Source organism: Bradyrhizobium barranii subsp. apii (assembly GCF_011516635.5).
In the GTDB taxonomy this organism is placed as follows: Bacteria; Pseudomonadota; Alphaproteobacteria; order Rhizobiales; family Xanthobacteraceae; genus Bradyrhizobium; species Bradyrhizobium barranii.
On record NZ_CP096255.1, the window covers coordinates 7,577,573 to 7,602,146 of the forward strand.

The following is a 24,574-nucleotide window of genomic DNA, read 5'->3' on the forward strand; positions in this document are numbered from 1 at the left end:
CAGGAACTTTCTGGTGGGCAATCAGCCGTGGAAATGGGCAGTTCGGACGCCAATCGAAACCGCAATACGATCTTGAATAGTCACGTAGAGCCAATATAGTCATAATAGTCACATTAGTTATATTCGGCATGACAGACCGCAGCACCGCCCCCGATTCGCCCCCGACTGACACGTGGACGCTCGCCAATGCCAAGGCGCGCCTTTCCGAGGTGGTCGATCGCGCCCAAACTGGCCCCCAGATCATCACCCGACACGGCAGACCCAATGCGGTTGTCGTTTCCGCGGATGAATGGGCGCGAAAGACGGCACGCAAAGGCACGCTGGCCGAATTCCTGCTGGCTTCGCCGCTGCGCGGTGCCGACCTCGAACTTGAACGGGTGCAGGACGAACCGCGCGACGAGATGCCGTGAACCTGCTCCTCGACACCAACGTGCTGTCGGAGGTTCAGCGGCCGGCGCCTTCCGCGAAAGTCCTGGCATGGCTCGATACGGTCGATGAGGATCGCGCGTTCATCAGCGTTGCCTCGATCGCCGAGCTTCGTCGCGGCATCGCCCTGCTGGACGATGGCCGTCGGCGCGCCGCGCTGGGCGCTTGGCTCGCCCATGACCTGCCGGCTCGGTTCGCGCAGCGCATCCTGCCGATCGACCACGCGGTCGCTGAGCGCTGGGGCGACCTGATGGCGCAGAGCCGTCGCAATGGCGTTGCGTTGTCCGTGATGGACGGCTTCTTTGCGGCCACCGCGCTCGCCAACGAGCTCACGCTCGTCACACGCAATGTGAAGGATTTTGCGGCCTTCGGCGTTCCGCTGCTTGACCCATGGAGCGACGCCTAAGCCGCTATCTCAGCCGGACCACCGGCGCGGCTTCGGGCGCGGCATCCTGCGCTTCGGCCTGCGCATCATCGATATCCGCCGCATCCTTCGGCATCGCCGCCATCACCTCGATGCCCTTGCTGTGGCAGATGGTGGCGAGGCGCTCGGGCAGTTCCTGGTCAGTCACGAAGGTCTGGATCTGGGTGATATGGGCGATGCGCACCGGCGCGCTGCGGCGCAGCTTGGTGGAGTCGGCAACCAGCATGACGCTGCGGGCATTGGCGATGATGGCTTGCGCCACCTGCACCTCGCGATAGTCGAAGTCGAGCAGCGCGCCCTCCTCGTCGATCGCGGACGCCCCGATGATGGCGTAGTCGACCTTGAACTGGCCGATGAGCTGCGTCGCGGTCGAGCCGACCACCGCGCCGTCGGCACGCCGCACCGTGCCGCCGGCGACCACCACCTCGATGCGGGGATGGCGGTAGAGCAGCATCGCGACGTTGAGATTGTTGGTGATGACGAGGAGGTCCTCGTGCGAGGTCAGCGCGCTCGCCACCTCCTCGGTCGTGGTGCCGATATTGATGAAGAGCGAGCAGCCGTTCGGGATCAGCGAGGCGGCCGCAGCCCCGATCGCCTTCTTTTCGTCGGCGGCGACGAACCGCCTCGCCTCATAGGCGAGGTTTTCGACGCCGGAGGCGATGATGGCGCCGCCGTGGATACGGGTCAGCGAGCGGCGCTCGCAGAGATCGTTGAGATCCTTGCGGATCGTCTGCGCCGAGACCTCGAACCGGCGCGCGAGCTCCTCGACCATGACGCGCCCCGAGGCGCGCGCGATGTTGAGGATTTCGGCTTGGCGATGGGTCAATCCGGTCACGGCGATGGCCTCACATCAGGAAGGCGCATGGTGCGGCGGTTCGCACGTTCGGTCAATGCGCTCGGCGATCACGGTTAACGGACAAAGCCTCTCACCATGCCATCGCGGCGGCGAGACGCGCGAGCAGTTCCGGATCGTCGAACGCGCTGGCGGAGGCAACCGCGCCGGCGCCAACAAGGTCGGCATGGCTGAGGCTCGTCCGGATGCCGATGGTCGGAATGCCGGCGGCCGTCGCCGACTGCACGCCGGAGCGGGAATCCTCGAACGCGATCGAAGCCGTCGCGCTGCCGCCGACGAAACGCAGCCCCTCCTGATAGGGCAGCGGGTGCGGCTTGCCGTGCGGCAGCTCGTCGCCGATCACAAGTGCCCTGAAGCGGTGCGTGATGCCGAGGCCCGAAAGCAGCAGCTCCGCGTTGAGGCGCGGCGCGTTGGTCACGGCGACCATGGGAATGCCGGCGGCATCCGCCCGGTCGAGCAGCGCCATCAGGCCCGGAAGCGGCTCGATCTGTCCGGCGACGAGTGTGCGGAAGACGACCTCCTTCTCTCCGAGGATCACGGCGCGCCGTTCCACGGTTTCGTCGGGCAGAAAACGCTCGCCGATCGACGCATTGGCGAAGCCTTGCAGCTCCCTGGAAAAGCGTGCGTGATCGAACACATGGCCGCGCGGCCCAAGCACCTGGTTGAACGCCTTGAGGTGCAGCGGGTCGGTGTTGGCCAGCGTGCCGTCGATGTCGAACAGCAGCGCCCTGCCCGTCACTTGCCCCTGCGCCTGCCCTTTGGCCTCGATCATTTCCGTACTTTCCCGAATGCACGATGCATCAATGCGAAACACGTATCAATGCAGCCCCGATCGCGCAATGACGCATCGACATGACCGCCACGCGACACTCGACAAAGTCGCGCGCGGCTGCAACACTCCGCGCAAGATCAAAAAGGAGGAAACGATGACGATCAACCGACGCGATCTGGCTCTCTCAACTCTGGCGGTCTCTGCGCTTGCTCTCACACCGGCGCTGGCCGCTTCGGCGGACGAGGAAGCCGTGGCGAAGAAGGTCGAGGCCTTCCGCCTTGCCCAGATCGCGGCCGATCCCAAGGCGCTCGGCGCGCTCTGCGCCGACGAGGTGAGCTACAGCCATTCCAACGGCAAGGTCGAGGACAAGGCGACCTTCGTCACCAACGCCACCGACGGCAAATCAAAATTCCTGTCGATCGAGTACAAGGACCCGACCATCAAGGTCGTCGGCCCCGCCGCGATCGTGCGCTTCCACTGGATGGGCGAACAGGAAATGGCGGCCGATGGGAAAAAAGTATCGACCAATCTTCACATCCTGATGAACTGGCAGAAGCAGGGCGACGATTGGAAGCTGCTGTCACGGGCCGCAACAAAGTTGTGATGGCGACTCTTACCCTCTCCCCCTGTGGGAGAGGGTGGCTCGCCGCGCAGCGGCGAGACGGGTGAGGGGTATGCTTCCGCGAGTAACTCTCTCGCTTCCGAATGCGCCGATAGAACCCCTCATCCGGCGCTTCGCGCCACCTTCTCCCACAAGGGGAGAAGGAAAAGGCAGCGGCATCAAGGGCTGCAAAAAATTCCGACCACGCTTTGCGCGTCAGAAATCGCGCCGCCTGGCGCAATGCAGCGTATTGCGACGACGATTGCGACCTGGCGCTCGACACAATCAAGTGCGGCTGCAACAGTGGGCGCAAGATCAAGGACGGAGGATATGATGACACTCAATCGCGACCATGCTGCCACGACGGACCACGAGGCGGTGGCAAAGAACGTCGAGGCATTTCGCCTCGCCCAGATCGCGGCCGATCCGAAGGCCCTCGGCGCGCTGTGCGCGGACGATCTGAGCTACAGCCATTCCAGCGGCTTCCTCGAGGATAAGGCGGCCTTTATCGCCAACGCCACCGACGGCAAGACCGAATTCCTGTCGATTACGTACAAGGATCCAACCATCAAGATCGTTGGTCCCGCCGCGATCGTGCGCTTCCACTGGTTGGCCGAGATGATGACCGGCGGACAGAAAGTGGCAAACAGCCTTCACATCCTGATGAACTGGCTGAAGCAAGGCGACGAGTGGAAGTTGTTGTCGCGCTCCGCGACCAAATTGTGATTGCGATTCTTTCCCTCTCCCCCTGCGGGAGAGGGTGGCTCGCCGCGCGGCGGCGAGACGGGTGAGGGGTATGCTTCCGCGAGCAACTCTCTCGCTTCCGAATGCGCCGATAGAACCCCTCATCCGGCGCTTCGCGCCACCTTCTCCCACATCCGCCTTCGCCAAGGCTTCGGCGGACATGAAGGGAGAAGGAAAAGGCAGCGGCATCAAGGGCTGCAAAAAATTCCGACCACGCTTTGCGCGTCAGAAATCACCAGCGGAAGGCGCCTACGCCGCTTCCTTCACATCGCCGTTAACCAGCTTGCGCGCGGCACGCTCGGCTTCGCGTGCGTTGCGGAAAAGCTGGCCTTCAAGGCGATTGAAGCGGTGGGACGAGGCGAAGAAACAATAGCCTCCCTGAGAACGAACGACGATACCTGCGGTTTGCGAGTCGACTTCGATAATGTAGCTGTCCGGCATGGTCCGTAGATTCCTCAGTGCGGGCAAATAACGGCAATCCTGCCCAAAGGTTCCTGAGCACTTGAGGCCGTTTCCACCCCGAATCGACACGCAATTGAGTACGCCGGGACCTCATCCATTTTATGACTTGTTCTTGGCGAAGCCGCGACGCGGTGACTCAGTCGCGCCGCGTTTGGCGTGCCGCAAGTTTGCGTGAGATGGGGCAGAGCGTCGCGCGCGATTACGTCGCGATCGGCGGATCGTTGCGCTGGATCGCTTGCGGACGGCCGTCATCATCGATCGAGACGTAGGTGAAATGACCGTCGGTGACGAGGATCGGCTGGAGCTCCCTGCGCCGTAGCGCCCAGGCTTCGAGATGCACGGTCATCGAGGTGCGGCCCACGCGGACGAGATTGGCATAGACCGAAACGAGATCGCCGACATAGACCGCTTTGCGAAAATTCATCGCCTCGATCGCCACGGTGACCGTACGCGACCTCGCGAGCTTCGATGCGAACACGCCGCCGCCGACATCCATCTGGCTGAGCAGCCAGCCGCCGAAGATGTCGCCGTTGGCGTTGGTGTCGGCGGGCATTGCCAGCGTGCGAATGCAGAGATCGCCGCGCGGCTCGGTGTCGGACTTTTCGGTCATGTCGGTCTCACCTAAAATTGTCCCAGCCCGGATCGGGCGCAAAGCGCCCGCCGAATCGCTCGGCCAGCGCGCGCAGGGTGGATACGACATTTTCCACGCCGCGCGTGCGCGCGTAGTTCAGCGGACCGCCGCGGAACGGTGCATATCCGGTGCCGAAGATCATGGCGCCGTCGACCGCATCGGCATCGTCGACGATACCTTCGCGGAGTGCCGCGACGCAGACATTGGACATCGGCAGCACCAGGCGGTCGATCATCGGGTCGGTGACGCGCGGGCCGGTCTCGGGCAACGGCGCCTTCTCCGCCTTGCCGTCCTTCCAGGTGTAGAATCCCTTGCCCGTCTTGCGGCCGAGCTCGCCCTTGGCGACCTTCTCGCGCAGCCAGGCCGGCGTCGGCGGGAGCAGATCGCCGAACTTGGTCCGCAGCATGTCACCGACGTCGAGGCAGATGTCGAGCCCGACCTGGTCGGCGAGCTCGATCGGCCCCATCGGCATGCCGAACTGCTCGGCAGCCGCGTCGATCAGGCGCTGGTCGATCCTCTCATCCAGCATCACCATCGCCTCCAGCATGTAGGGCGTCAGCGCACGGTTGACGAGGAAACCGGGCGAGCTCTTCACGGAGAGCGGCAGACGGTCGATCGCGCCGACGAAGGCGAGTGCCTCCTTCAGCACCTGCGCGTCGTTGCCGTCATGGCTGACGACTTCGACCAGCTGCAGCCGCGACACCGGGTTGAAGAAGTGCAGGCCGACGAGGCGCTCGGGCCGCGCCAGCGTGGTGCGCAGATCCTGGAGTGGAATGCTCGACGTGTTGGTCGCAAGGATCGCGCCCGGCTTCATTCGCGACTCGAGGCCCGCATAGACCTTCTGCTTCAGCTCGAGCTTTTCCGGCACCGCCTCGATGATGAGATCGGCATTGCGGACGCCCTCGCCGTCCATGTCGGGGATCAGACGATCCAGCGCATCGCGCACCTCGGTCGGCCTGCGGATGATCTTGCCGTAGAGCTCGGCCGCACGCTTCACCGCGCCGCCGATCGGCTCCGCCTTCATGTCCGCAAGCGAGACGCGCAGCCCCTGCCCCGCACACCAGGCCGCGATATCACCGCCCATGGCGCCCGCGCCGATGACGTGAACATGTTTGACCGCATTGCCGCTGCCCGCCGTCTTCTTCATCTGCTCGCGCAGGAAGAACACGCGGATCAAATTCTGCGCGGCCGGCGTCACCATCAGCCTGGCGAACGAGGCCTGCTCGGCCTTCAGCATCGCGGCCTTGCTGCCGCCATGGGTCTCCCAGAGATCGATCAGCGCGTAAGGCGCCGGATAATGCTCGCGGGGCGCGGCCTTCGCCGCCTCCGACCGCATGCGCCTGGCCAGCAGCCCGCGCACGGGACCGAAATTCGCTGCGTGAGTCAGAAGGCCCGGACGCGCCCGCTTCAAGCGGCCGAACAGCGCATCCTTCACCGCGTTACGGACGTGCCGCTCCTGCGTCACGGTATCGACGAGGCCGAGCGATCTGGCGCGGCGCGCATCGATGGTGCGGCCGGTCAGCATCAGCGCCATCGACTGCGTCGGGTTCACCAGCGCGGTGAAGCGCGCGGTGCCGCCGAGGCCGGGATGCAGGCCGAGCATCACCTCCGGGAAGCCGAAGCGCGCGCCATCGATCGCAATGCGCGACTGGCAGGCCAGCGCGACCTCCAGGCCGCCGCCGAGGCAGAAGCCGTGGATGACCGCGACCGTCGGCAACCTCAAGGCTTCCAGGTGATCGACCACCGCATGCGCCGCGCGGATGCGTGTCTCGACCATCTCGGGATCGCTGGCGCCGCGGAATTCGTTGACGTCGGCGCCCGCAATGAAGCCGGACGGCTTTGCCGAGCGGATCACAAGGCCTGCGGGACGTTCGGTCTCGATCGCCGCGAGCACGGCATCGAACTCCTCCATCACGTCCGCGGACAGCGTGTTGGCGCTAGCATCTGCGCGGTCGAACAGCAGCCAGGCGACGCCGTCGGCATCGCGCGTCAGCTTGAAGTGCTTGTAGGGGCTATCGGTCGCGGGCCTGGGCCCAAGCTCCAGCACGCGGTCGCCGAGCGCGGTCATGATCCTGGAATCCATGGTCACACCGCCTCGATCAGCATGGCGCCGCCGAGCCCGCCGCCGATGCATTCGGTCGCAACGCCGCGGCGCGTGCCGAGCCGTTTCATCGCATTGACGAGATGCAGCACGATGCGGTTGCCGGAGGTGCCGACGGGATGGCCGAGCGAGATGGCGCCGCCATCGACGTTGAGCCTGTCACGGTCGATCTCGCCGGCCGCGCCGTCGAGGCCCAAGATCTCGCGACAGAATTTGTCGTCGTTCCAGGCGGCGAGACAGCCGAGCACCTGCGTCGCAAAAGCCTCGTTCAGCTCCCAGGTTTCGACGTCCTTGACGGTGAGGTCGTTGCGTTGAAGCAGCGGCGTCGCCGACATCACGGGTCCAAGTCCCATGATGCTGGGATCGAGCGCGGCCCAGTGGCTGTCGACGATGACAGCCTTCGGCGTCAGTCTGTGCTTTGCGACCGCCGCGTCGGAGGCGAGGATCACCCAGGAGGCGCCGTCGGTGATCTGCGACGAATTGCCGGCGGTGACCTGGCCCCAGGGGCGTTCGAACACCGGCCGGAGCTTTGCAAGCGTCTCGGCCGTCGAGTCCGGCCGCACGCCGTCGTCATGGTCGAAGAATTTTCCGTCGCGGGAGAACGCGGTCTCGACCTCGCCCTTGAGGAAGCCTTCGGCCTGCGCATGCGCGAGCCTGCGATGGCTCTCGGCGGCATAGGCGTCGGACTGTGCCCGCGTGATGCCGAAGAGATGGCCGACGACCTCGGCGGTCTGGCCCATGTTCAAGTCGGTGATGGGATCGGTCAGACCGCGCTCGAGCCCGATGATCGGCTTGAGATAGCGCGGCCGCAGCTTGAAGGCGGCAGCGAGCTTCGCGGCCACGCCCTTGGCGGTGGCAAGGCCGGCGAACCAGCGCACACCGGAATTCGGCCAGACCAGCGGCGCGTGGCTCAGCGCCTCGGTGCCGCCGGCGAAGACCACGTCGGCATGACCCTCGCGGATGTAGCGGTAGGCCGTGTCGATCGACTGCATGCCGGAGCCGCAATTGATCTGCACGGTGAAGGCGACCATGTCCTCGCCCATGCCGAGCCGGAGGGCGGTGACGCGGGCCGGGTTCATCTCGTCTGCGATCACGTTGACGCAGCCGAGGATGACCTGATCGAAATCATCGGGCGAAAACGGCTGACGCGCCAGCAGCGGCCGGCCGCATTGCACGGCGAGATCGACCGGCGTGAACGGTCCCGGCCCCGAACGCGCTTTGAGAAACGGCGTCCGGCTGCCGTCGACGATGAAAACCGGTCGTGCCATCAGCTCGCCGCCCTCTGTTCACCGAGTTCCTGGAAGAACTGATGCACATCTCCGGTTTTCTTGTAAATCGGCGACAGCGCTTCGGGCGCAAAATCATCGACCTCGATCACTTTTGTGACGGCCTCGTGAGCGGCGGCAAGCTGCTCGCCTTCGGCCTGCGTGATCACGCCCTTGGTGACGGCATCCTTCCTGTCGCGGATGTGCGCGGCACGCATGCGCTTGGCGATCGCATCGGTGCCAGCGACCAGCTTGAACGCGCGCTCCAGCCGGGCAAAGCCGCCGTCGTCGTCGACATGGGCGAGATCCGGCGTGAGACGCTCGCGCGCGGCCGACGGCTCCAGCACGAGACTGGCGCATTGGTGCACGACACGGTCGGACGGGCCGAGCACCCGCGCGCCGAAGGGCTGGACCACGAGCTTGAGGATTAAAGCGACAAAACGGTTGGGCAGATTGGCGAGGATTTCGGCAAGCCGGTTCTCGATGGTTTTGAAGCCGGTCGCCATGCACCATTCCAGCGCAGCGAAGTCTTCCTTCTGCCGGCCCTCGTCCTGCCAGCGTTTCAGCGCGGCCGAGAGCAGATAGAGCTCGGAGAGGATGTCGCCAAAGCGCGCCGACAGCATCTCCTTGCGCTTGAGCGCGCCGCCAAGCGTGAGCAGCGCCATGTCGGCGCAGAGCGCAAAGGCCGCAGAGTAGCGCGCGAGCTGGCGGTAGAATGGCGTTGCATCGCCCGCATCCGGCGCAAGCGCGAAGGCGCCGAAGCTCCAGCTGCGGCCGAACGCACGCAACAGCGTCTGGAAGCTATGGCCGACATGTTTCCAGAACGCCTTGTCGAATGCGGCGAGCCCGCGATCGTGATTCGCGTCGGCAAGCGCGTTCATCTCGTCAAGCAGATAGGGATGCGCGCGGATGGCGCCCTGCCCGAACACGATGAGGTTGCGGGTCAGGATGTTGGCGCCCTCGACCGTGATACCGACAGGCACGGCGCGGTGCAGATTGCCGAGATAGTTTTGCGGACCGTCGATCACGGCCTTGCCGCCATGAATGTCCATGGCGTCGTCGACCGCGGTGCGCATCCGCTCGGTCGCGTGCAGCTTCATGATGCCGGAGATGACGGCGGGATGGATGCCGGCATTCAGCGCCGCGCAGGTCAGCCGCCGCGCCGCGTCGAGCTGATAGGCGGTCGCGACGATGCGCGCGAGCGGCTCCTCGACGCCCTCGAATTTGGAGATGGAGATGCCGAACTGCTCGCGGATGCGGGCATAGGCGCCGGTGGTGCGGGCGGCATAGGCGGCACCGGCCGCCGACAGCGACGGCAGCGAGATGCCGCGGCCGGCGGCAAGCGCCGTCATCAGCATCTTCCAGCCCTGCCCGAGTCTCTCCTTGCCGCCGATGACGTAGTCGAGCGGGATGAAGACGTCGTGGCCCCAGTTCGGGCCATTCTGGAACACCTGCATCGACGGCAGATGACGATGGCCGATCTTGACGCCGGGCAGATTGGTCGGGATCAGCGCGACGGTGATGCCGAGCTCTTCCTGGCTGCCCACGAGATGATCGGGATCGTAGGCCTTGAAGGCGAGGCCTAGCAGCGTCGCGACCGGGCCGAGCGTGATGTAGCGCTTGTGCCAGTTGAGCCTGAGGCCAATGACCTCGCGGCCCTCGAAATCGCCCTTGCAGATGATCCCGGTGTCGACCATCGAGGCGGCGTCGGAGCCGGCTTCGGGGCTGGTCAGGCCGAAGCAGGGAACGTCGCGGCCATCGGCGAGGCGCGGCAACCAGCGCTCCTGCTGCTCTTTCGTGCCGAAGCGCATCAGAAGCTCGCCGGGCCCGAGCGAGTTCGGCACCATCACGGTGACGGCGGCGGCGATCGAGCGGGTCGAGATCTTGCGCACCACTTCCGAATGGGCATAGGGCGAGAAGCCGAGACCACCGAATTCCTTCGGAATGATCATGCCGAAGAACTTTTCGCGCTTGACGAAGTGCCAGACGTCTGGCGGCAGGTCACGCCATTCCCAGAAGATCTTCCACTCGTCGAGCATGGCGCAGAGCGCGTCGACCGGGCCGTTGAGGAAGGCCTGCTCCTCGGGGGTGAGCGTCGCCTGAGGCACCTTCAGCAGCTTCGACCAATCCGGGTTGCCGGTGAAGAGATCGGCATCCCACCAGACGTCACCGGCCTCCAGCGCCTCGCGCTCGGTGTCGGACATCGCCGGCAGCACGCCGCGCGCCCAGGAGAAGATCGGCTTTGTGATGGTGTCGCGGCGGAAGCTCATGGCTGACCTCATGCATCGGCGCGGTTATCGGCATTTTAGCGGAAAGTGGCCGGGGTAAGTGAACACTTCGCGAGCAAAAAGACGCGAATTGACGCGGCCGGGCGGCCGCCCCGGGGACCATAACGGCCGGGGCGTGGGGGCAGTTCCGGGGAGGGGAATCGGGCTGAATGCCCCGTCGTCATTCCGGGGCGACGCGCAAGCGTCGAGCCCGGAATCCATAACCACCATCGGGAGTATGGATTCCGTGCTCGCGCCTAACGGCGCGCCCCGGAATGACGGCGGAGAGAGCGGTAGCCCGGATCAGTCCGGCCGCACCATCTCGAACATGTTTTCCGGCTTGATCTCGAAGTAGTCGCCGCGACGGCCGGCGCGGACGATGGGGCGGGCGGCGGCGGTCTGGTAGACGCCGTCCTTGATCATGGCCTTGTCGATATGGACGGCGACGACCTCGCCCAGCGTCAGCCAGGCATCGGCCTCCTTGCCGTCGGCACCCTTGAGGCGGACGATGTCGGACACCTTGCACTCGAAGGCAACCGGGCTCTCGGCCACGCGCGGCACGTTGACGAGCTTGCCGAGGACGGCGGTCAGCCCTGCGAGCTTGAACTCGTCGACCTCGGGGCCGACATGCGCGGCGGTCGCGTTCATGTGCTTGGCGAGATCCATGGTCGTCAGATTCCAGACGAACTCCCGGGTCTGCTCCATGTTCGACACCGTGTCCTTCCAGTTGGTGGAGGAAAACCCGATGATCGGCGGCACGTAGCAAAAGGCGTTGAAGAAGCTGTAGGGCGCGAGATTGACGTGGCCCTTGGTGTCGCGGGAAGAGATCCAGCCGATCGGCCGCGGCGCGATGATGGCGTTGAAGGGATCGTGCTTGAGGCCGTGGCCCTTGGAGGGCTCGTAGAAGTAGAGGTCTTTGTCGGTCACGGCGAGGTCTTCCCTGATCCTGGTAGCCCGGATGGAGCGAAGCGTAATCCGGGTCCGCCAGCGCGACGCTGAACCATCCCGGATTGCGCTTCGCTCCATCCGGGCTACGTCGGCCTGCTTATAGGGGAAATTCCAGCGCCCGTCAGTGGCGCGGCGACAGACCCGCGATGACGAAATCGATCATCTGGTCGATGGTCGGGCCCGGCTTGGTGGCGCACTGGGCGATCATCTGGGGGTGGAAGAAGCGCATCATCGCGGTGCAGGCGCACATCGAGGCCAGTTGCAGGTCCGGCGCTTCGAACTCGCCGGACGCGACCCCTTGCGCGATCACCAGGCCGATGACACCGGCAATGCACTCCATATGGGCGACGCAGACGTCCCAGTCCTCCTGCATCGCGATCTCGACCATCTCATGCAGCTTGTTATCGCCGACATAGCGCTCGGTGTTCATGCGATGGATGGTGGTCAGCAGCTCGCGGAAGCGCGGGAGCACCGGACCAGGCCTCGCCACGATCCGCTGCGCTTCGATCTCGACCTCGCCCATCAAGGCCCGCGCCACCGACTGGTGAATCGCCTTCTTCGATTCGAAGAAGCGATAGACATTGGCGGGGCTCATCCTGAGCTCCTTGGCGATGTCCCCGACCGTGGTCTTCTGGTACCCGATCTGGCGGAACAGCCGCTCAGCCACCTCGAGGATACGATCCCGGGTGTCGCCTTCGATATGTTCCGCAACCAGTGTCATGTGTCAGGACTCGTCCATCAGCAGTCTTCTCATTTATTCAGCCGCTTCAGCAAGCGGAATTGCGTGCTGGTCATCGCTCCCATGCTGCGGCGCGGCAGGCTGCTCGGGGGTGCCCGCCTCGTCCAGGCTCTTCCTGAACCACAGGGCGTAGAGGCCCGGCAGGTACAGCAGCGTCAGGAAGGTCGCGACGAACAGGCCTCCCATGATCGTGATCGCCATCGGGCCCCAGAAGGCCGAGCGCGACAACGGGATCATGGCCAGGATCGCGGCGAGCGCCGTCAGCACCACCGGCCGGGCGCGGCGGACAGTTGCCTCCACGATCGCCTCACGGCGGGTCAGGCCGTGGGAGACGTCGGTCTCGATCTGGTCGACCAGGATGACGGTGTTGCGCATGATCATGCCGGCGAGTGCGATCAGGCCAAGCAGCGCCACGAAGCCGAACGGGGCATTGGCGACGTTGAGGCCGAACGAGGCACCGACGATGCCGAGCGGCGCGGTGAGGAACACCAGGATCAGGCGCGAGAAGCTCTGCAGCTGGAACATCAGCAGCGTCAGCATCACCATGACCATCAGCGGGAAGAGGATGAAGATCGAGGCGTTGCCCTTGGCGGATTCCTCGAACGCCCCACCCGGCTCGATACGGTAGGCCGGCTCGAGATTGTCCTTGATCGCCTTCAGCTTCGGCGTGATCTGGCTGGTGACGTCGGGCGCCTGCACGCCGTCGACGACGTCGGAGCGCACGGTGATCGCCATGTCGCGGTTACGCCGCCACATGATCGGCTCCTCATGGGCATACTCAATCTTGGCGATCTGCTGGAGCGGCACGGCGACGCCGTTCTTCGAGGTGATGGTCAGATCGCCGACGCCGCCGAGATCGAGACGTTCGGACGGGACCGCACGAGCGACCACGGCCACCTTCTCGATGCCGTCGCGAATGGTCGTGACCTGCGCGCCCGAGATCAGCATGGACAGCGCCTGCGAGACGTCCTGCGGGGTCAGGCCCATGGCGCGGGCACGATCCTGGTCGACGACGAGCTTGAGGTAAGGCGACTGCTCGTTCCAGTCGAGCTGGACGTCCTTGACGCTCTTGTTCTGCCGCATGACGTCGCGGACCTGATAGGCGATCTCGCGCACCTTGTTGGCGTCGGGGCCGATCACGCGGAACTGGACGGGGAATCCGACCGGCGGACCGAAGTTGAAGCGGTCGACGCGCACGCGCGCTTCCGTCAGCATGCCCTCCGCAGCCGCGTTCTCGATCTTGGCCTTGATGCGCTCGCGCGCCTCGACGCCCTTGGCGACGATGACGATCTCGGCAAAGGCCTCGTTCGGAAGCTGCGGATTGAGGCCGAGCCAGAAGCGCGGCGAGCCCTGGCCGACATAGGACGTATAGGTCTCGATGTCCTTGTCGTCCTTGAGCAGCGTCTCGGCCTCCTTCACCGCCTTCTCGGTGACGTTGAAGGCGGTGCCCTCGGGCAGGCGGAGCTGGAGGAACAGCTCGGGCCGCTCCGACAGCGGGAAGAACTGCTGCTGGACATGGCCGAAGCCGACGATCGAGGCGATGAAGACGCCGACGGTCGCGGCCACCACGGTGATGCGGTGGTTGACGCACCATTGCACGATGGCGCGCAGGCCGCGGTACATGCGGGTCTCGTAGACCGCGTGCGGATCGTGATTGTGGTGCACCTTGATGTTGGGCAGCAGCATGACGCCGATATAGGGCGTGAAGATCACCGCCACGAACCAGGAGGCGACCAGCGCGATCGCCACGATCCAGAAGATGCTGCCGGCATATTCGCCGACCGCGGAATTGGCAAAGCCGATGGGGAGGAAGCCAGCGGCCGTGACCAGCGTTCCCGTGAGCATCGGAAACGCAGTGGATTCCCAGGCAAAGGAGGCCGCGCGGAAACGGTCCCAGCCCTGCTCCATCTTCACCACCATCATCTCGACCGCGATGATCGCGTCATCCACCAGCAGGCCGAGCGCGATGATCAGCGCACCGAGCGTGATGCGGTGCAGATCGAGCGACATCATGTTCATGACGACGAAGACGATACCGAGCACCAGCGGCACCGACAGCGCGACCACGATGCCGGTGCGCCAGCCGAGTGCCAGGAACGAGACGAACAGCACGATGACGAGGGCTTCCATGAAGGAGTGCACGAACTCGCCGACGGCGTGCTCGACCACCTTGGGCTGGTCGGCGATGAGCTTGACGTCGATGCCCTGCGGCACCGCCTTCATGAACTCGGCGGTGGCCTTCTCGACCTCCTTGCCGAGATCGAGGATGTTGGCGCCCTTGGCGGTAACGATACCGATGCCGATCGCGGCCTTGCCTTCCTGGCGCACGATGAAGCTCGGCGGGTCGACATAGCCGTGGGTGACGGTGGCGATATCACCTAAACGGAACACGCGGCCGTTGCTCTCGACCGGCGTCTCGGCGACGGCCTTGGCGCCATCGAGCGCGCCGGTGACGCGCAGCGGCACGCGCTGCGACGAGGTCTCGACCGTGCCGGCGGGCACGACGTTGTTCTGCTTGGCGAGCGAATCGAACAGGGCCTGCGGCGTGATGCCGAGGGTGGCGAGCTTGGCGTGCGAGAATTCGACGAAGATGCGCTCGTCCTGGTTGCCGTAGACGTCAACCTTGGTCACGCCCGGCACCTTCAACAGGCGCTGGCGGAAGCCTTCCGAGACCTTCTTGAGCTGGGCATAGTCGGCGCCGTCGCCGGTCATCATGTAGAGGATGGAATCGACGTCGGAGAACTCGTCGTTGACGACGGGTCCCAGAATGCCCGAAGGCAACTGGCCCTGCACGTCGGCGAGCTTCTTGCGCAAGAGATAGAAGAGATACGGCACGTCCTTCGGCGGCGTGGAATCGCGGAAGGTCACCTGGAGCGCGGTGAAGGCCGGCTTGGAATAGGTCTGCACCTTCTCGAAATAGGGCAGCTCCTGGATCTTCTTCTCGATGGGGTCGGCGACCTGCGTCTGCATCTCCTGCGCAGTCGCGCCCGGCCAGATCACGGAGACGTTGACCACCTTCACCGTGAAGAACGGATCCTCGGCCCGCCCGAGCTTCTGATAGGAGAAGAAGCCGGCGACGCCGAGTATGATCATCAGGAACAGGACCAGCGTCGGATGGCTGACGGCCCAGGCCGAAAGGTTGAAGCGCTTCATCGCACTCTCCAAAGATGGTCCAATTGCAAAAAAACCACAGCCACTCTGTTCAAACCGTCGTCGCGAGGCAGCGAAGCAATCCAGGGGGCTGGGCAGGTTCTGGATCGCTTCGCCGCTTCAGCCCCGGCATTTGCGCTTGGGCCGAAACTCACCTCACACGACGTGACTCGTAAACTCTAGAAGGACAGCGACGAGACGATCCGCACCCGCTGGCTTGGATCGAGCTTCTGCACGCCGAGGGCCACGATCTTGGCGCCCTCGTCGACACCGCTGGTGATGATGACGTCGTTGCTCTCGTAGGACTTCACCACGACCGGCTTGAGCGTGACGGCGCCATTGTCGTCGACGACGTAGAAGGAGGGCTTGCCGCCTTCGTTGAACAGCGCCGACAGCGGCAGCCGCGCGACGCGCTCGGTCGCGGCATCCGACAGCGTCAGCGTCGCGGTCATGCCGAGCGAAACCTTGTCGTCGGCCTCGGGCAGCGAGAATTTTGCTAGATAGGTGCGCGTCGACGGATCGGCCGTCGGCGCGATCTCGCGCAGCTTGGCCGCATACTTCTTGTCCGGCTCCGACCAAAGAGTGACGCTGGCGGCGCCCGACTTGGCACGTCCAACCAGCGTCTCAGGGATCGCGACGACCGCTTCCTTCTCGGCAAAGCGGGCGACACGGATCGAAGTCTGGCCTGCGGCAACCACCTGGCCGGGCTCGATCAGCGTCGCGGTGACGACGCCACGGGCGTCGGCGTTGAGCGTCGCGTAGGAAAGAGAATTCTTGGTCAGCTCGACTGAGCGCACGGCTCGGTCCAGACGCGCGCGGGCCTCATCGGCGGCGGCGCGGCTCGAATCCATCGCCGCATCCGTAGTCCAGCCCTTGGCCTTCAGATCCTTGGCGCGCTGCTCGGCCGCGGCGGCCTGGGCCAGCACGCCGGTCGCGGCGGTCTGCTCGGCGACGGACTGTTCAGCCTGGAGCTTCAGATCGACCTCGTCGAGGGTCGCGAGCGGCTGGCCGATTTCGACGGTCTGGCCGACCTCGACCAGGCGCTTGGCAACCTTGCCGGCCACGCGGAAACCGAGATCGCTCTCGATCCGGGGCCTGACGGTGCCGACGAAGCTGCGCTCCGGCGTCTCGGCATCATAATGGGCGGTCGCGACCAGAACCGGCCGCGGCGGCTCGGCCTTTTCAGCGACGGTGTCATTGCACCCGGCCAGCGCAGCGGCCATCAGGGCCAGCGACACACCCGCCAAGAGCTTGGAATAGCTGGACAAAACTGATCGAACGAACATCGGAGGACACTCCCGCGACTGCAATGACAGGAATGTCGACTAATCACTGATGACAGTCAATAATCGTCAGTCATCAGGAAAGCGTGATCGTTAAGGGGCGGTAAGGATTGGTGAGCCTTGTGCCGCTGGCAACGCGCACCATTTCTTGATAGGGTTACATGTAACCAACGGAAATACATATGAGCCCTTCAAAGCCCAAGCCGTCTCGTATGAAGGTGCAGGCCCACCGTGATCGATTGCGTGCACAAGGCCTGCGGCCGATCCAGATCTGGGTGCCGGATATCCGCTCGCCCTCCTTCCAATCGGAAGCCCATCGCCAATCGCTTGCGGTGGCAACGAGCTCACATGAATCCGAAGACCAAGGCTTCATTGATGCCGTATCCGATTGGACCGATGAATGAAGCGAGGTGAGGTCTGGACGGCGGCAGGCGGCAAGGACTATGCGGGCAAGCCGCGCCCCGTCGTCATCGTGCAGGACGACAGCTTTGACGCGACGAACTCCATCACTGTCTGCGCCTTCACGACCGACGAAACCGAGGCGCCACTTTTCCGGCTCAAGGTCGAGCCGAACGACGGCAACGGCCTTCGAGCTCCGTCTCGACTTATGGTCGACAAGATTACTACGGTGCCAAAAGCCAAGGTAGGAACGTTAGTGGGACGCCTAGACGATGACGACCTGCTGCGTCTCAATCGCGCTATTCTGGTGTTTCTCGGACTGGCTGGTTCGCAGAGAAGCGCCAGTGCAGATTAGCCCGGATGGAGCGGAGCGCAATCCGGGGGCCTGCGCTCCCGGATTTCGCTTCGCTCCATCCGGGCTACGCAGTGGGGAGTGCTGCTCTACCGCCCCTGCCCGGCGAACTCGTGCTTGCTCTCGTGGCCGCCGACAAACACTAGGATGCCGGCGATCAGGGGCAGGACGGCCAGCACCAGCAAGCCGGTCGAGGTCTGGCCGGTGGCTTCCTTGACCCAGCCGATCAGGTAGGGCCCGCCGAAGCCGGCGAGGTTGCCGATCGAGTTGATCAGCGCGATGGCGCCGGCCGCCGCCGTGCCGGAGAGCCAGGCGGTCGGCAGGGTCCAGAACACGCCGAAGCAGCAGAACACGCCGATCGCCGCGACGGTGAGCACCACCATCGTCATGGTGGGATCGGTGAGATAGGAGGAGACGGCAAGCGCAACGGCGGTGAGCAGCAGCGGCGCGCCGACATGCATCACGCGCTCGCGCGTCGCATCGGAATGCCGCGCCCACAGGATCATCGCGATGGTGCCGAACAGATACGGGATCGCGGTGACGAAGCCGGTCTGGGCGTTGGTGAGGCCGAACGCCTTGACGATCTGCGGCAGCCAGAACTGCATGCCATAGAGCGCGCCGACGAAGCCGAAATAGACCAGGCTCAGCATGATCACCTTCGGCGACGACAGCGCTTCGCCGAGCGACAGATGCTTCACCGCCTGCTTGGCCGCGATTTCCGAATCGAGCCTGGACTTGAGCCAGGCCTTCTGATCGGCCGAGAGCCAGTCCGCCTTCTCCGGCTTGTCGGTGAGATAGAACCAGGTGACGATGCCCAGCAGCACCGAGGGGATGCCCTCGATGATGAACAACCACTGCCAGCCCTTCAGCCCCATCGCGCCGTCGAGCCCGAGCAGCAGGCCCGAGACCGGCGCGCCGATCACGGTGGAGACCGGGACGGCGATGGCGAAGGCGGCGAGGAAGGGGCGCGATACTCGGCCGGGTACCAGTAGGTGAGATAGAGGATGATGCCGGGGAAGAAGCCGGCCTCGGCGACGCCGAGCAGGAAGCGCAGCACGTAGAAGCTCGTCGCCCCGCTGACCAGCGCCATCAGCGCCGAGATGATGCCCCAGGTCACCATGATGCGGGCGATCCAGCGGCTCGCGCCGAACTTCTCCAGCGCCAGATTGCTCGGCACCTCGAAAATGAAATAACCGATGAAGAAGATGCCGGCGCCCCAGGAGAAGATCAGCGGCGTGAACTTGAGCTCGGCGTTCATGGTCAGCGCGGCGAAGCCGAGATTGACGCGGTCGAGATAGGAGAAGAAGTAGGCCAGCACCAAGAACGGAATCAGGCGCCAGGAGATGGCGCGGATCGTCGAGGTCTCGATTTCCGACTTGGCTGAGCCGGCGGAACCGGCATAGGTCGTGGTCTGGCTCATGGCTTCCCCCCGGGGTTGTTGCTTTTATGGGCTGGTTGCGGTTTTGAGCATCGCGGGCAAAGAGTCAATGGAGCGAGCAATGCACGGGGTGCAACCGGATAAACCTGTTGCGCCGCTACAGACATCGCTGATCCGCGCCGGCCTTACCCTTGCGGTCATCGCCTGCGGGCTGTCGTTGCGCTGGTACGGCTTTCCGCTTGGCCTTCCCGCCTTCGTCGTGAAGTATGGCGGCTCGCTGCTGTGGGCGACGATGGTGTTTCTGCTGGTCGGGGTTTTGCTGCCGCGCCTAACTCGGAGCCGACTTGCAGCCATCGCCGTGGCGATCGCGATCGTCGTCGAGTTCTCCCGGCTGGTGCATGCGCCCTGGCTCGATGCGTTTCGGCTCACCACCGCGGGCGCGCTGCTGCTCGGCCGGATCTTCTCGCTGTGGAATCTGGTGGCTTATGCGGTCGGGATTGCGTTTGGCGTTTGGATTGATGGTCTTGTAGGGTGGGCAAAGGCGCGTTAGCGTCGTGCCCACCATTCTCCTTCGCGGACCACGATGGTGGGCACGCTTCCGCCTTCGCTCTTCGAGCTACGGCGGACAAGTCGCTTTGCCCACCCTACGAGACCGACGCCAAGTGGCCGGCCTTCACTCCGCCAATTGAAACCGCTCGAAGCGGTCGAGCTCCTCCTCGATCACGCGCTTCAGCTCCTTGCGCCCCGCCGTCTTCTTCCCCTGCCCGACCCAGGTCCATTTCTGCATCAACAGCTTTTTCGCCTGCCTATCGGTCTTGAGATCAAGCGCCGCGACGATCTCGTCGCCCACCAGCACGGGCAACGCGAAATAGCCGAGCTTGCGCTTGGCCTTCGGCACATAGGCTTCGAACAGGTGATTGTAGCCGAAGAAGAGATTGGTGCGCTTGCGCTGGATGATCAGGGGATCGAACGGCGAGAGGATGTGAACGAGATCGGGCGAGGCGCCCTCACCCGGCTCCAGCGCCGCAGGCGCGGCCCAATGCTCCTGCTTGCCCGCGCCCTCGATCGCAACGGCCACGAGCTCACCGCGGCGGATGCGTGAGGCGACCAGCTGAGCGATCGCCTTCTTGCTCGGCGCATCGAGGTGGCAGATCGAATCCAGACTGACCAAGCCCTGCGACCGCAGCGCGCGGTCGAGCAGATAGGCCGTGATGTCTCTCGCCGACGCCGGCTTCGGCAGCTTGTCCCAGCCGAAGTGCCGCGTCATCAGCTCATAGGTCTTGAGCATACCCTGACGCGCGCTGACGGTCGCGACGCCGGTGTAGAAGGCCAGCTGCAAAGCCCGCTTCGAGGGTTTTCGGCTCTGCCAGAGATGCTCCTTCTCGGTGAGCACGTCGTCCTCGATGTCGCGGATCGTCAGCGGACCGGCGCGCAGGAGCCGCATCACCTTGCGCGTATCGGCCGGCGTGACCGAGGCGTACCATTTGTGTCCTTCGCGCCGGTGCTCGCGCATCGCCGGCAGGAAGAAGCGAAAATCGTTCGCCGGCACATAGGACAGTGCATGGGTCCAGTATTCGAACACGCTCCTGTCGGCGCTCTGGGCCTGGCGCAGATCGGCACGCCGGTAGGACGGGATGCGGCTGAACAGGATGTGGTGGTGGCTGCGCTCGATCACGTTGATGGTGTCGATCTGCACATAACCGAGATGGGCGATCGCATCCGCCACCGCGGGCGCCCCCTCCCCGAACGGCGCGCGCTCGTCCAGCCGCTGGGCATGCAGCCAGATCTGCCGGGCCTGTGTCGTGGGGATCGGGAAGGGTTTGGGCGCGCGTGACATTGCAGGAGGCAATGTAGCCGGATTCGCGCCAGGAAAAAGAGAGACGCCAAAGAAGCTATCCCGTCTTATTCGTCAGAGGGCGCCTGAGAGGCTGGCGAGCGTGGTGTAAAGCGCTGATGCGGCGTAGGATTCGGTTGCAAAGCCAACCCCATCACCTTCAGCCGCGAACACCACGCCCGCCATGACCGACGATACGATTCTGCCCTTCTCGTTTCCAGCCGTTCACGCCAAGAAAGTCACAGCTGCCTTCGATGGCGGTCGGCTGACCTCGAACGGGGGCGTGATGCTTCTGGCGATGGCCGAGCGGCGTCTCGGCTTGGCCGACAATTTGGCCCGGGTGTTCCCGGATCGGCGCGATCCGACGCGGGTCGTGCACAGCCTGGTCGATATGTTCCGCGCGCGCATGTTCGCGATCTGCTGCGGCTACGAGGACGCCGACGACCTCGATCATCTGCGGTCCGATCCCGCATTCAAGCTGGCCTGCGGACGGCTGCCGGACACGGGTCGCGATCTGTGTTCCCAACCGACGCTGTCGCGTCTGGAGAATGCTCCGCGCCTGCGCGACGTGATCCGACTGACCTACACTTTGGTCGACGCATGGATGGATAGCTACCCGCGCGAGCCGGCATCCGTCACGCTCGACATCGATGATACCTGCGATGTCGTCCACGGCCATCAGCAGCTCTCGCTGTTCAACGCTCATTATGACGAACGCTGCTTCCTGCCGATCCACGTCTACGACACGGAGAAGAGCCGGCCCGTGGCGGTCGTGCTGCGGCCCGGCAAGACGCCGGGCGGCGTCGAGGTGCGTGCCCATCTGCGCCGCCTGGTACGGCATATCCGGACGCGGTGGCACAACACGCGAATTACGTTCCGTGGCGACGGGCACTATGCCCGGCCGGAGGCAATGGCGTGGTGCGAGACCAACGGCATCGACTACATCTTCGGTCTGTCCGGCACCAAGCCGCTCGCCAGAAAAGTCGACGCGGTCGCCGACGACATCCGCACGCGACGCGCCATCGAGAACCTGCCGGTTCTGCGCGGCTATACCGAGACGCGCCACAAGGCAAAGTCCTGGGATCGCGAACGACGCACCGTCGCCCGTATTGAGGCGACGATGCTCGGCCTCGACATCCGCTTCGTCGTCACCAGCCTCGATGTCGGCTCGGCCGAGTGGATCTACGACAGCCTGTATTGCGCGCGCGGCCAAGCCGAGAATCTGATCAAGCTGCATAAGACGCAGCTCGCCTCCGATCGCACCAGTTGCCGTTCGGCGCTCGCCAATCAAGTCCGCCTCGTTCTCCATACCGCCGCTTATTGGCTGATGCTGACCGTGCGCGACGCCATTCCCAAAGTCCGGGAATTGGCCACTGCCGAGTTCGCGACGCTGCGTCTTCGGCTCTTGAAAATCGCCGCCCGGGTTGTCGAGACCAAGAGCCGCATTCGCCTTGCGTTCGCCGCGGCATGTCCCGAAGCCGACCTGATCCGCAGCTTGCCCGGCGCGCTGCTGCCGCTCGGTCCTTGACCGGTGGGGCGTCCGCCCGCGTTCACCCAACCCATCCCTCAAGCGCGTTGCAAAGTACCGGTCGTCAGGCGGTGAAAAGCCGAAGGCAATCCTGTGCGCCTCGTCAGCGGAGGTGTGCGGATGCACCAGTCGGACCAAAATACCGCGCTCTCACGAATAGGGCGGGCTATCTCAAAAAAAGCCGCGCTGCCAACTGCTGACAGCGCGGCCGAACCGTGCGCGCCTCGCGCCTTACTTCATCGACATGGCCTTCTGCGCCTTCATTTAATGCATGCAGGCGCTCTTCATCTTGCCGTTGCTGATATCGGTGTTGGCCATGGCTGCGCTGCGAAGGTGAAAGGCCTCAATTGCCGTTCTTTTGCACCTTGGGCCGGTCACCAACGCTGCCTGTGGCGACATCGGGCTCGCAGGACGCTTTGCCACGCCCTTCCGCCTGGCAGCGATAGACGCTGCCGGTGAGGCGGTCGACCAGCCACATGTTCTCGTCGTTCGGACCGTCGAGGCCGACGTAACGGCTGCTCAGCCCGGTGATCAGCGTGGACAGCAGGATCGCCACCGCGATCATCGCCGCACCGATATAGATGGGCATTGAGCTCAGAAAGACTGTCCGATCCGGCGGGCCGCCACGATAGAACTGGTAATCACTCGGCCTGGGCACTGGACTGAACTCGGCTCCCTTCCTCGGCGGTTATTGAACGCGGAGTCCTGCTAGGCGCCCAACTGGCCGAATTCTTGTTCGCACGCAGGCCATCACGCGACGGCTTTGCGACGATCGGTGAGCAAGGGTTTCCGGAACAAATTGGCGGCCCGAACCGGGCCGCCTGTTGCTTGCCTGCCGGCTCAGCGGCGGCCGAACAACCCGCCCATCATACCGCCGAACAGACCGCCGGGGCCGCTTGGCGGACCGGCACCGCCACCGCCATAATGGCGCCGGCCGCCACCGCCGGAGGACCGGCGACGCGCCGGCTCGTCGTCTGCCTGTTCGGAGGAGGCCGCGCGGGTCGAGACAATCTCCGACAGCAGGGCCTTGTGCTGGAGCTTGTTGAGATAACCGGTCGCAGGATAGCCACGGGCAGCCTGCCACCGCCTCATCACGGAACGGGTCTCATCGTCGAACTTGCCCGTCGCCTTGACGTCGAAGCCGAGCCCGGTGAGGCGGCGCTGCACGTCGCGGCGCTGGTTCTTGTCCAGACCGATCTGGTCTTCAGACACCTGGTTGGCTTCTTCCGTAAAGGTCGCGGGATCGATCCCGGCCGAGAGGTTGCGGGTGGTGATGGATGGACCATCCTGCAACGCCGCGATGCGGGCGAGCGCGATCGACTTGAACGTGCCGTTGGGATAGCTGGTGAGATAGGCGTTGAGCTCCTCGACCTTGTTGGAGTCCCTGATCGAGCGCCAGAACTCGAGCTCGACGTCGGAGCCTTGCTTGCTCGCGGCCAACACCGGTGCGTTCGACGGATCGGTCGTGGCCGCAGCCGGCACGCCAACCGGATTGAGATAGACGTTGCCGGTGAGGTTGGTGTGCCCCCAGGGCAATTACCCCTTGCTGGTCTCGTCACTGACCTGGGCACGGACCTTGGTCATCGCCTGCTGGATCTCGATCCCGGGCTGGGCAATGTTGGCGACGAGCGCGCGGGTGAACGGGCTGTTGGTGCCGGCCTCGCCGTCGAGCGCGGTCTGGCCGGGGCCGGTGGCAAAGGCAATCAGCGTGCCCTCGCCCGACTTCATCTCGGCAAGACCGGTCTGGACGTTGACGGAGCGGGTGGCTTTGGCCGAGCGGATCTTTGCCGCGAACGGATTGTCGCGGCAGGCGTCGAGGAACACGAGCTTCACCTTCGCGTCCGACATGGTCTGATCGAGCGTGAGGTCGACATTGATCGCCGCGCCCAGCTTGACGTCCATCTCGGATTTCAGGTCTGCGTCGACCGGCAACAGATAGTTGACGCCGTTCACGGCGATCCCGTGACCGGCATAGAAGAACACCGCGACATCGGCGCCTTCGCTCTTCTTGCCGAACTCCAGGAGCTTCGCGGTCATGGCATCGCGGGTGAGGTTGGCGCCCTCGACGACGTCGAAGCCGACATTGCGCAGCACCCTGGCCATCGCCTTGGAATCGATCGCGGGGTTGGGAAGCTGCGGGACGTTCTTGTAGGCGGCATTGCCGACCACGAAGGCGACGCGCTTGTCCGCGAAGGCCGCGTTGCCGCTGACGAGAAATACTGCGATTGAAATTGCTGCGATCAAGAAGCGCATGATCATTCTCCCCTGATCCAAACTTCCTCGCTGCTCTCGGTTCGACCTGAGCCGATCCGATGAGAGCAATCTGATCCAGTTCACAACGACGCACTGTGATCTGGATCACTCGGGGATTTCTGCTGCTCGAACCGAGCTGAGAGTCGCTGCGACGGTCGCTTTTG

General features: G+C 64.5%; 21 protein-coding genes and 2 pseudogenes. 8 read left to right on the top strand and 15 right to left on the bottom strand.

What is annotated here, in order from left to right; genetic code table 11:
* Positions 1-128 precede the first annotated feature (128 nt).
* Both HAP41_RS36390 and HAP41_RS36395 read left to right on the top strand, forming a co-directional pair.
* Positions 129-410 (top strand): type II toxin-antitoxin system Phd/YefM family antitoxin, encoded by a 282-nt coding sequence (locus tag HAP41_RS36390; RefSeq protein WP_028148610.1) that lies wholly within the window; start codon positions 129-131, stop codon positions 408-410.
* Entirely contained in the window at positions 407-832 is a 426-nt protein-coding gene (locus HAP41_RS36395; RefSeq protein WP_166084831.1) for a type II toxin-antitoxin system VapC family toxin, read from the top strand. The genes HAP41_RS36390 and HAP41_RS36395 overlap by 4 nt, the downstream gene beginning before the upstream one ends.
* Before the next feature lie 4 nt (positions 833-836).
* Here the strand turns inward: HAP41_RS36395 and HAP41_RS36400 are convergent, their stop codons facing one another.
* Positions 837-1,685: a DeoR/GlpR family DNA-binding transcription regulator gene (locus tag HAP41_RS36400; protein ID WP_063985191.1), complete on the bottom strand. Its 849-nt coding sequence runs from the start codon at positions 1,683-1,685 to the stop codon at positions 837-839.
* 91 nt (positions 1,686-1,776) lie between these two features.
* Positions 1,777-2,475, bottom strand: a complete 699-nt coding sequence (locus HAP41_RS36405) for an HAD family hydrolase (RefSeq protein WP_039146404.1) — start codon at positions 2,473-2,475, stop codon at positions 1,777-1,779.
* A 154-nt stretch (positions 2,476-2,629) separates the two neighbouring features.
* Between HAP41_RS36405 and HAP41_RS36410 the strand changes: the two genes are divergently transcribed.
* Positions 2,630-3,079 carry a nuclear transport factor 2 family protein gene (locus HAP41_RS36410; protein ID WP_166084819.1) on the top strand — a complete coding sequence of 150 codons (450 nt, stop codon included), beginning with the start codon at positions 2,630-2,632 and terminating at the stop codon, positions 3,077-3,079.
* A gap of 327 nt (positions 3,080-3,406) precedes the next feature.
* Positions 3,407-3,802, top strand: coding sequence for a nuclear transport factor 2 family protein (locus tag HAP41_RS36415; protein WP_155795382.1), 396 nt, complete (start codon positions 3,407-3,409; stop codon positions 3,800-3,802).
* 267 nt (positions 3,803-4,069) lie between these two features.
* On the opposite strand, the gene HAP41_RS36420 is transcribed toward HAP41_RS36415, so the two are convergent.
* From HAP41_RS36420 to HAP41_RS36460, 9 genes are all read right to left on the bottom strand, one after another.
* Positions 4,070-4,261, bottom strand: a complete 192-nt coding sequence (locus tag HAP41_RS36420; RefSeq protein WP_028134810.1) for a hypothetical protein — start codon at positions 4,259-4,261, stop codon at positions 4,070-4,072.
* 220 nt (positions 4,262-4,481) lie between these two features.
* On the bottom strand, positions 4,482-4,892 hold the full coding sequence (locus HAP41_RS36425; RefSeq protein WP_063985193.1) for an acyl-CoA thioesterase: 411 nt from the start codon (positions 4,890-4,892) through the stop codon (positions 4,482-4,484).
* 7 nt (positions 4,893-4,899) lie between these two features.
* The gene (locus tag HAP41_RS36430; protein WP_166084813.1) at positions 4,900-6,996 is read right to left on the bottom strand and encodes a 3-hydroxyacyl-CoA dehydrogenase NAD-binding domain-containing protein; all 2,097 of its coding nucleotides are present in this window, start codon (positions 6,994-6,996) and stop codon (positions 4,900-4,902) included.
* A 2-nt stretch (positions 6,997-6,998) separates the two neighbouring features.
* Positions 6,999-8,282, bottom strand: a complete 1,284-nt coding sequence (locus HAP41_RS36435; protein WP_166084795.1) for an acetyl-CoA C-acetyltransferase — start codon at positions 8,280-8,282, stop codon at positions 6,999-7,001.
* Complete coding sequence (locus tag HAP41_RS36440) at positions 8,282-10,549, bottom strand: acyl-CoA dehydrogenase (protein WP_166084785.1); 2,268 nt, start codon at positions 10,547-10,549, stop codon at positions 8,282-8,284. The genes HAP41_RS36435 and HAP41_RS36440 overlap by 1 nt, the downstream gene beginning before the upstream one ends.
* A 300-nt stretch (positions 10,550-10,849) precedes the next feature.
* The gene (locus HAP41_RS36445) at positions 10,850-11,473 is read right to left on the bottom strand and encodes a flavin reductase family protein (RefSeq protein WP_166084782.1); all 624 of its coding nucleotides are present in this window, start codon (positions 11,471-11,473) and stop codon (positions 10,850-10,852) included.
* A 142-nt stretch (positions 11,474-11,615) separates the two neighbouring features.
* Complete coding sequence (locus HAP41_RS36450; RefSeq protein ID WP_071916222.1) at positions 11,616-12,215, bottom strand: TetR/AcrR family transcriptional regulator; 600 nt, start codon at positions 12,213-12,215, stop codon at positions 11,616-11,618.
* A gap of 33 nt (positions 12,216-12,248) precedes the next feature.
* Positions 12,249-15,386 carry an efflux RND transporter permease subunit gene (locus HAP41_RS36455; RefSeq protein ID WP_166084763.1) on the bottom strand — a complete coding sequence of 1,046 codons (3,138 nt, stop codon included), beginning with the start codon at positions 15,384-15,386 and terminating at the stop codon, positions 12,249-12,251.
* A gap of 176 nt (positions 15,387-15,562) precedes the next feature.
* Positions 15,563-16,669: an efflux RND transporter periplasmic adaptor subunit gene (locus HAP41_RS36460; protein ID WP_135216330.1), complete on the bottom strand. Its 1,107-nt coding sequence runs from the start codon at positions 16,667-16,669 to the stop codon at positions 15,563-15,565.
* Between the two features lie 179 nt (positions 16,670-16,848).
* Between HAP41_RS36460 and HAP41_RS36465 the strand changes: the two genes are divergently transcribed.
* Together HAP41_RS36465 and HAP41_RS36470 are read left to right on the top strand one after the other, a co-directional pair.
* Complete coding sequence (locus HAP41_RS36465) at positions 16,849-17,070, top strand: antitoxin MazE family protein (protein WP_063985199.1); 222 nt, start codon at positions 16,849-16,851, stop codon at positions 17,068-17,070.
* Positions 17,067-17,420, top strand: coding sequence for a type II toxin-antitoxin system PemK/MazF family toxin (locus HAP41_RS36470; RefSeq protein WP_166084753.1), 354 nt, complete (start codon positions 17,067-17,069; stop codon positions 17,418-17,420). Before HAP41_RS36465 ends, HAP41_RS36470 begins: the two co-directional genes overlap by 4 nt.
* Before the next feature lie 86 nt (positions 17,421-17,506).
* Here the strand turns inward: HAP41_RS36470 and HAP41_RS36475 are convergent.
* Positions 17,507-18,837: pseudogene (locus tag HAP41_RS36475) on the bottom strand (MFS transporter).
* 79 nt (positions 18,838-18,916) lie between these two features.
* Between HAP41_RS36475 and HAP41_RS36480 the strand changes: the two are divergent.
* Complete coding sequence (locus tag HAP41_RS36480; RefSeq protein ID WP_166084740.1) at positions 18,917-19,345, top strand: ribosomal maturation YjgA family protein; 429 nt, start codon at positions 18,917-18,919, stop codon at positions 19,343-19,345.
* A 123-nt stretch (positions 19,346-19,468) separates the two neighbouring features.
* Here the strand turns inward: HAP41_RS36480 and HAP41_RS36485 are convergent, their stop codons facing one another.
* Complete coding sequence (locus tag HAP41_RS36485) at positions 19,469-20,632, bottom strand: winged helix-turn-helix domain-containing protein (protein WP_166084738.1); 1,164 nt, start codon at positions 20,630-20,632, stop codon at positions 19,469-19,471.
* Between the two features lie 181 nt (positions 20,633-20,813).
* Here HAP41_RS36485 and HAP41_RS36490 point away from each other — a divergent pair, with 181 nt between their 5' ends.
* Complete coding sequence (locus tag HAP41_RS36490; protein ID WP_166053720.1) at positions 20,814-22,157, top strand: IS1380 family transposase; 1,344 nt, start codon at positions 20,814-20,816, stop codon at positions 22,155-22,157.
* A gap of 343 nt (positions 22,158-22,500) precedes the next feature.
* Here the strand turns inward: HAP41_RS36490 and HAP41_RS36495 are convergent, their stop codons facing one another.
* Positions 22,501-22,746: a hypothetical protein gene (locus tag HAP41_RS36495; protein ID WP_166084715.1), complete on the bottom strand. Its 246-nt coding sequence runs from the start codon at positions 22,744-22,746 to the stop codon at positions 22,501-22,503.
* 251 nt (positions 22,747-22,997) lie between these two features.
* Positions 22,998-24,410 (bottom strand): annotated as a pseudogene (locus tag HAP41_RS36500) (caspase family protein).
* Positions 24,411-24,574: the final 164 nt, after the last annotated feature.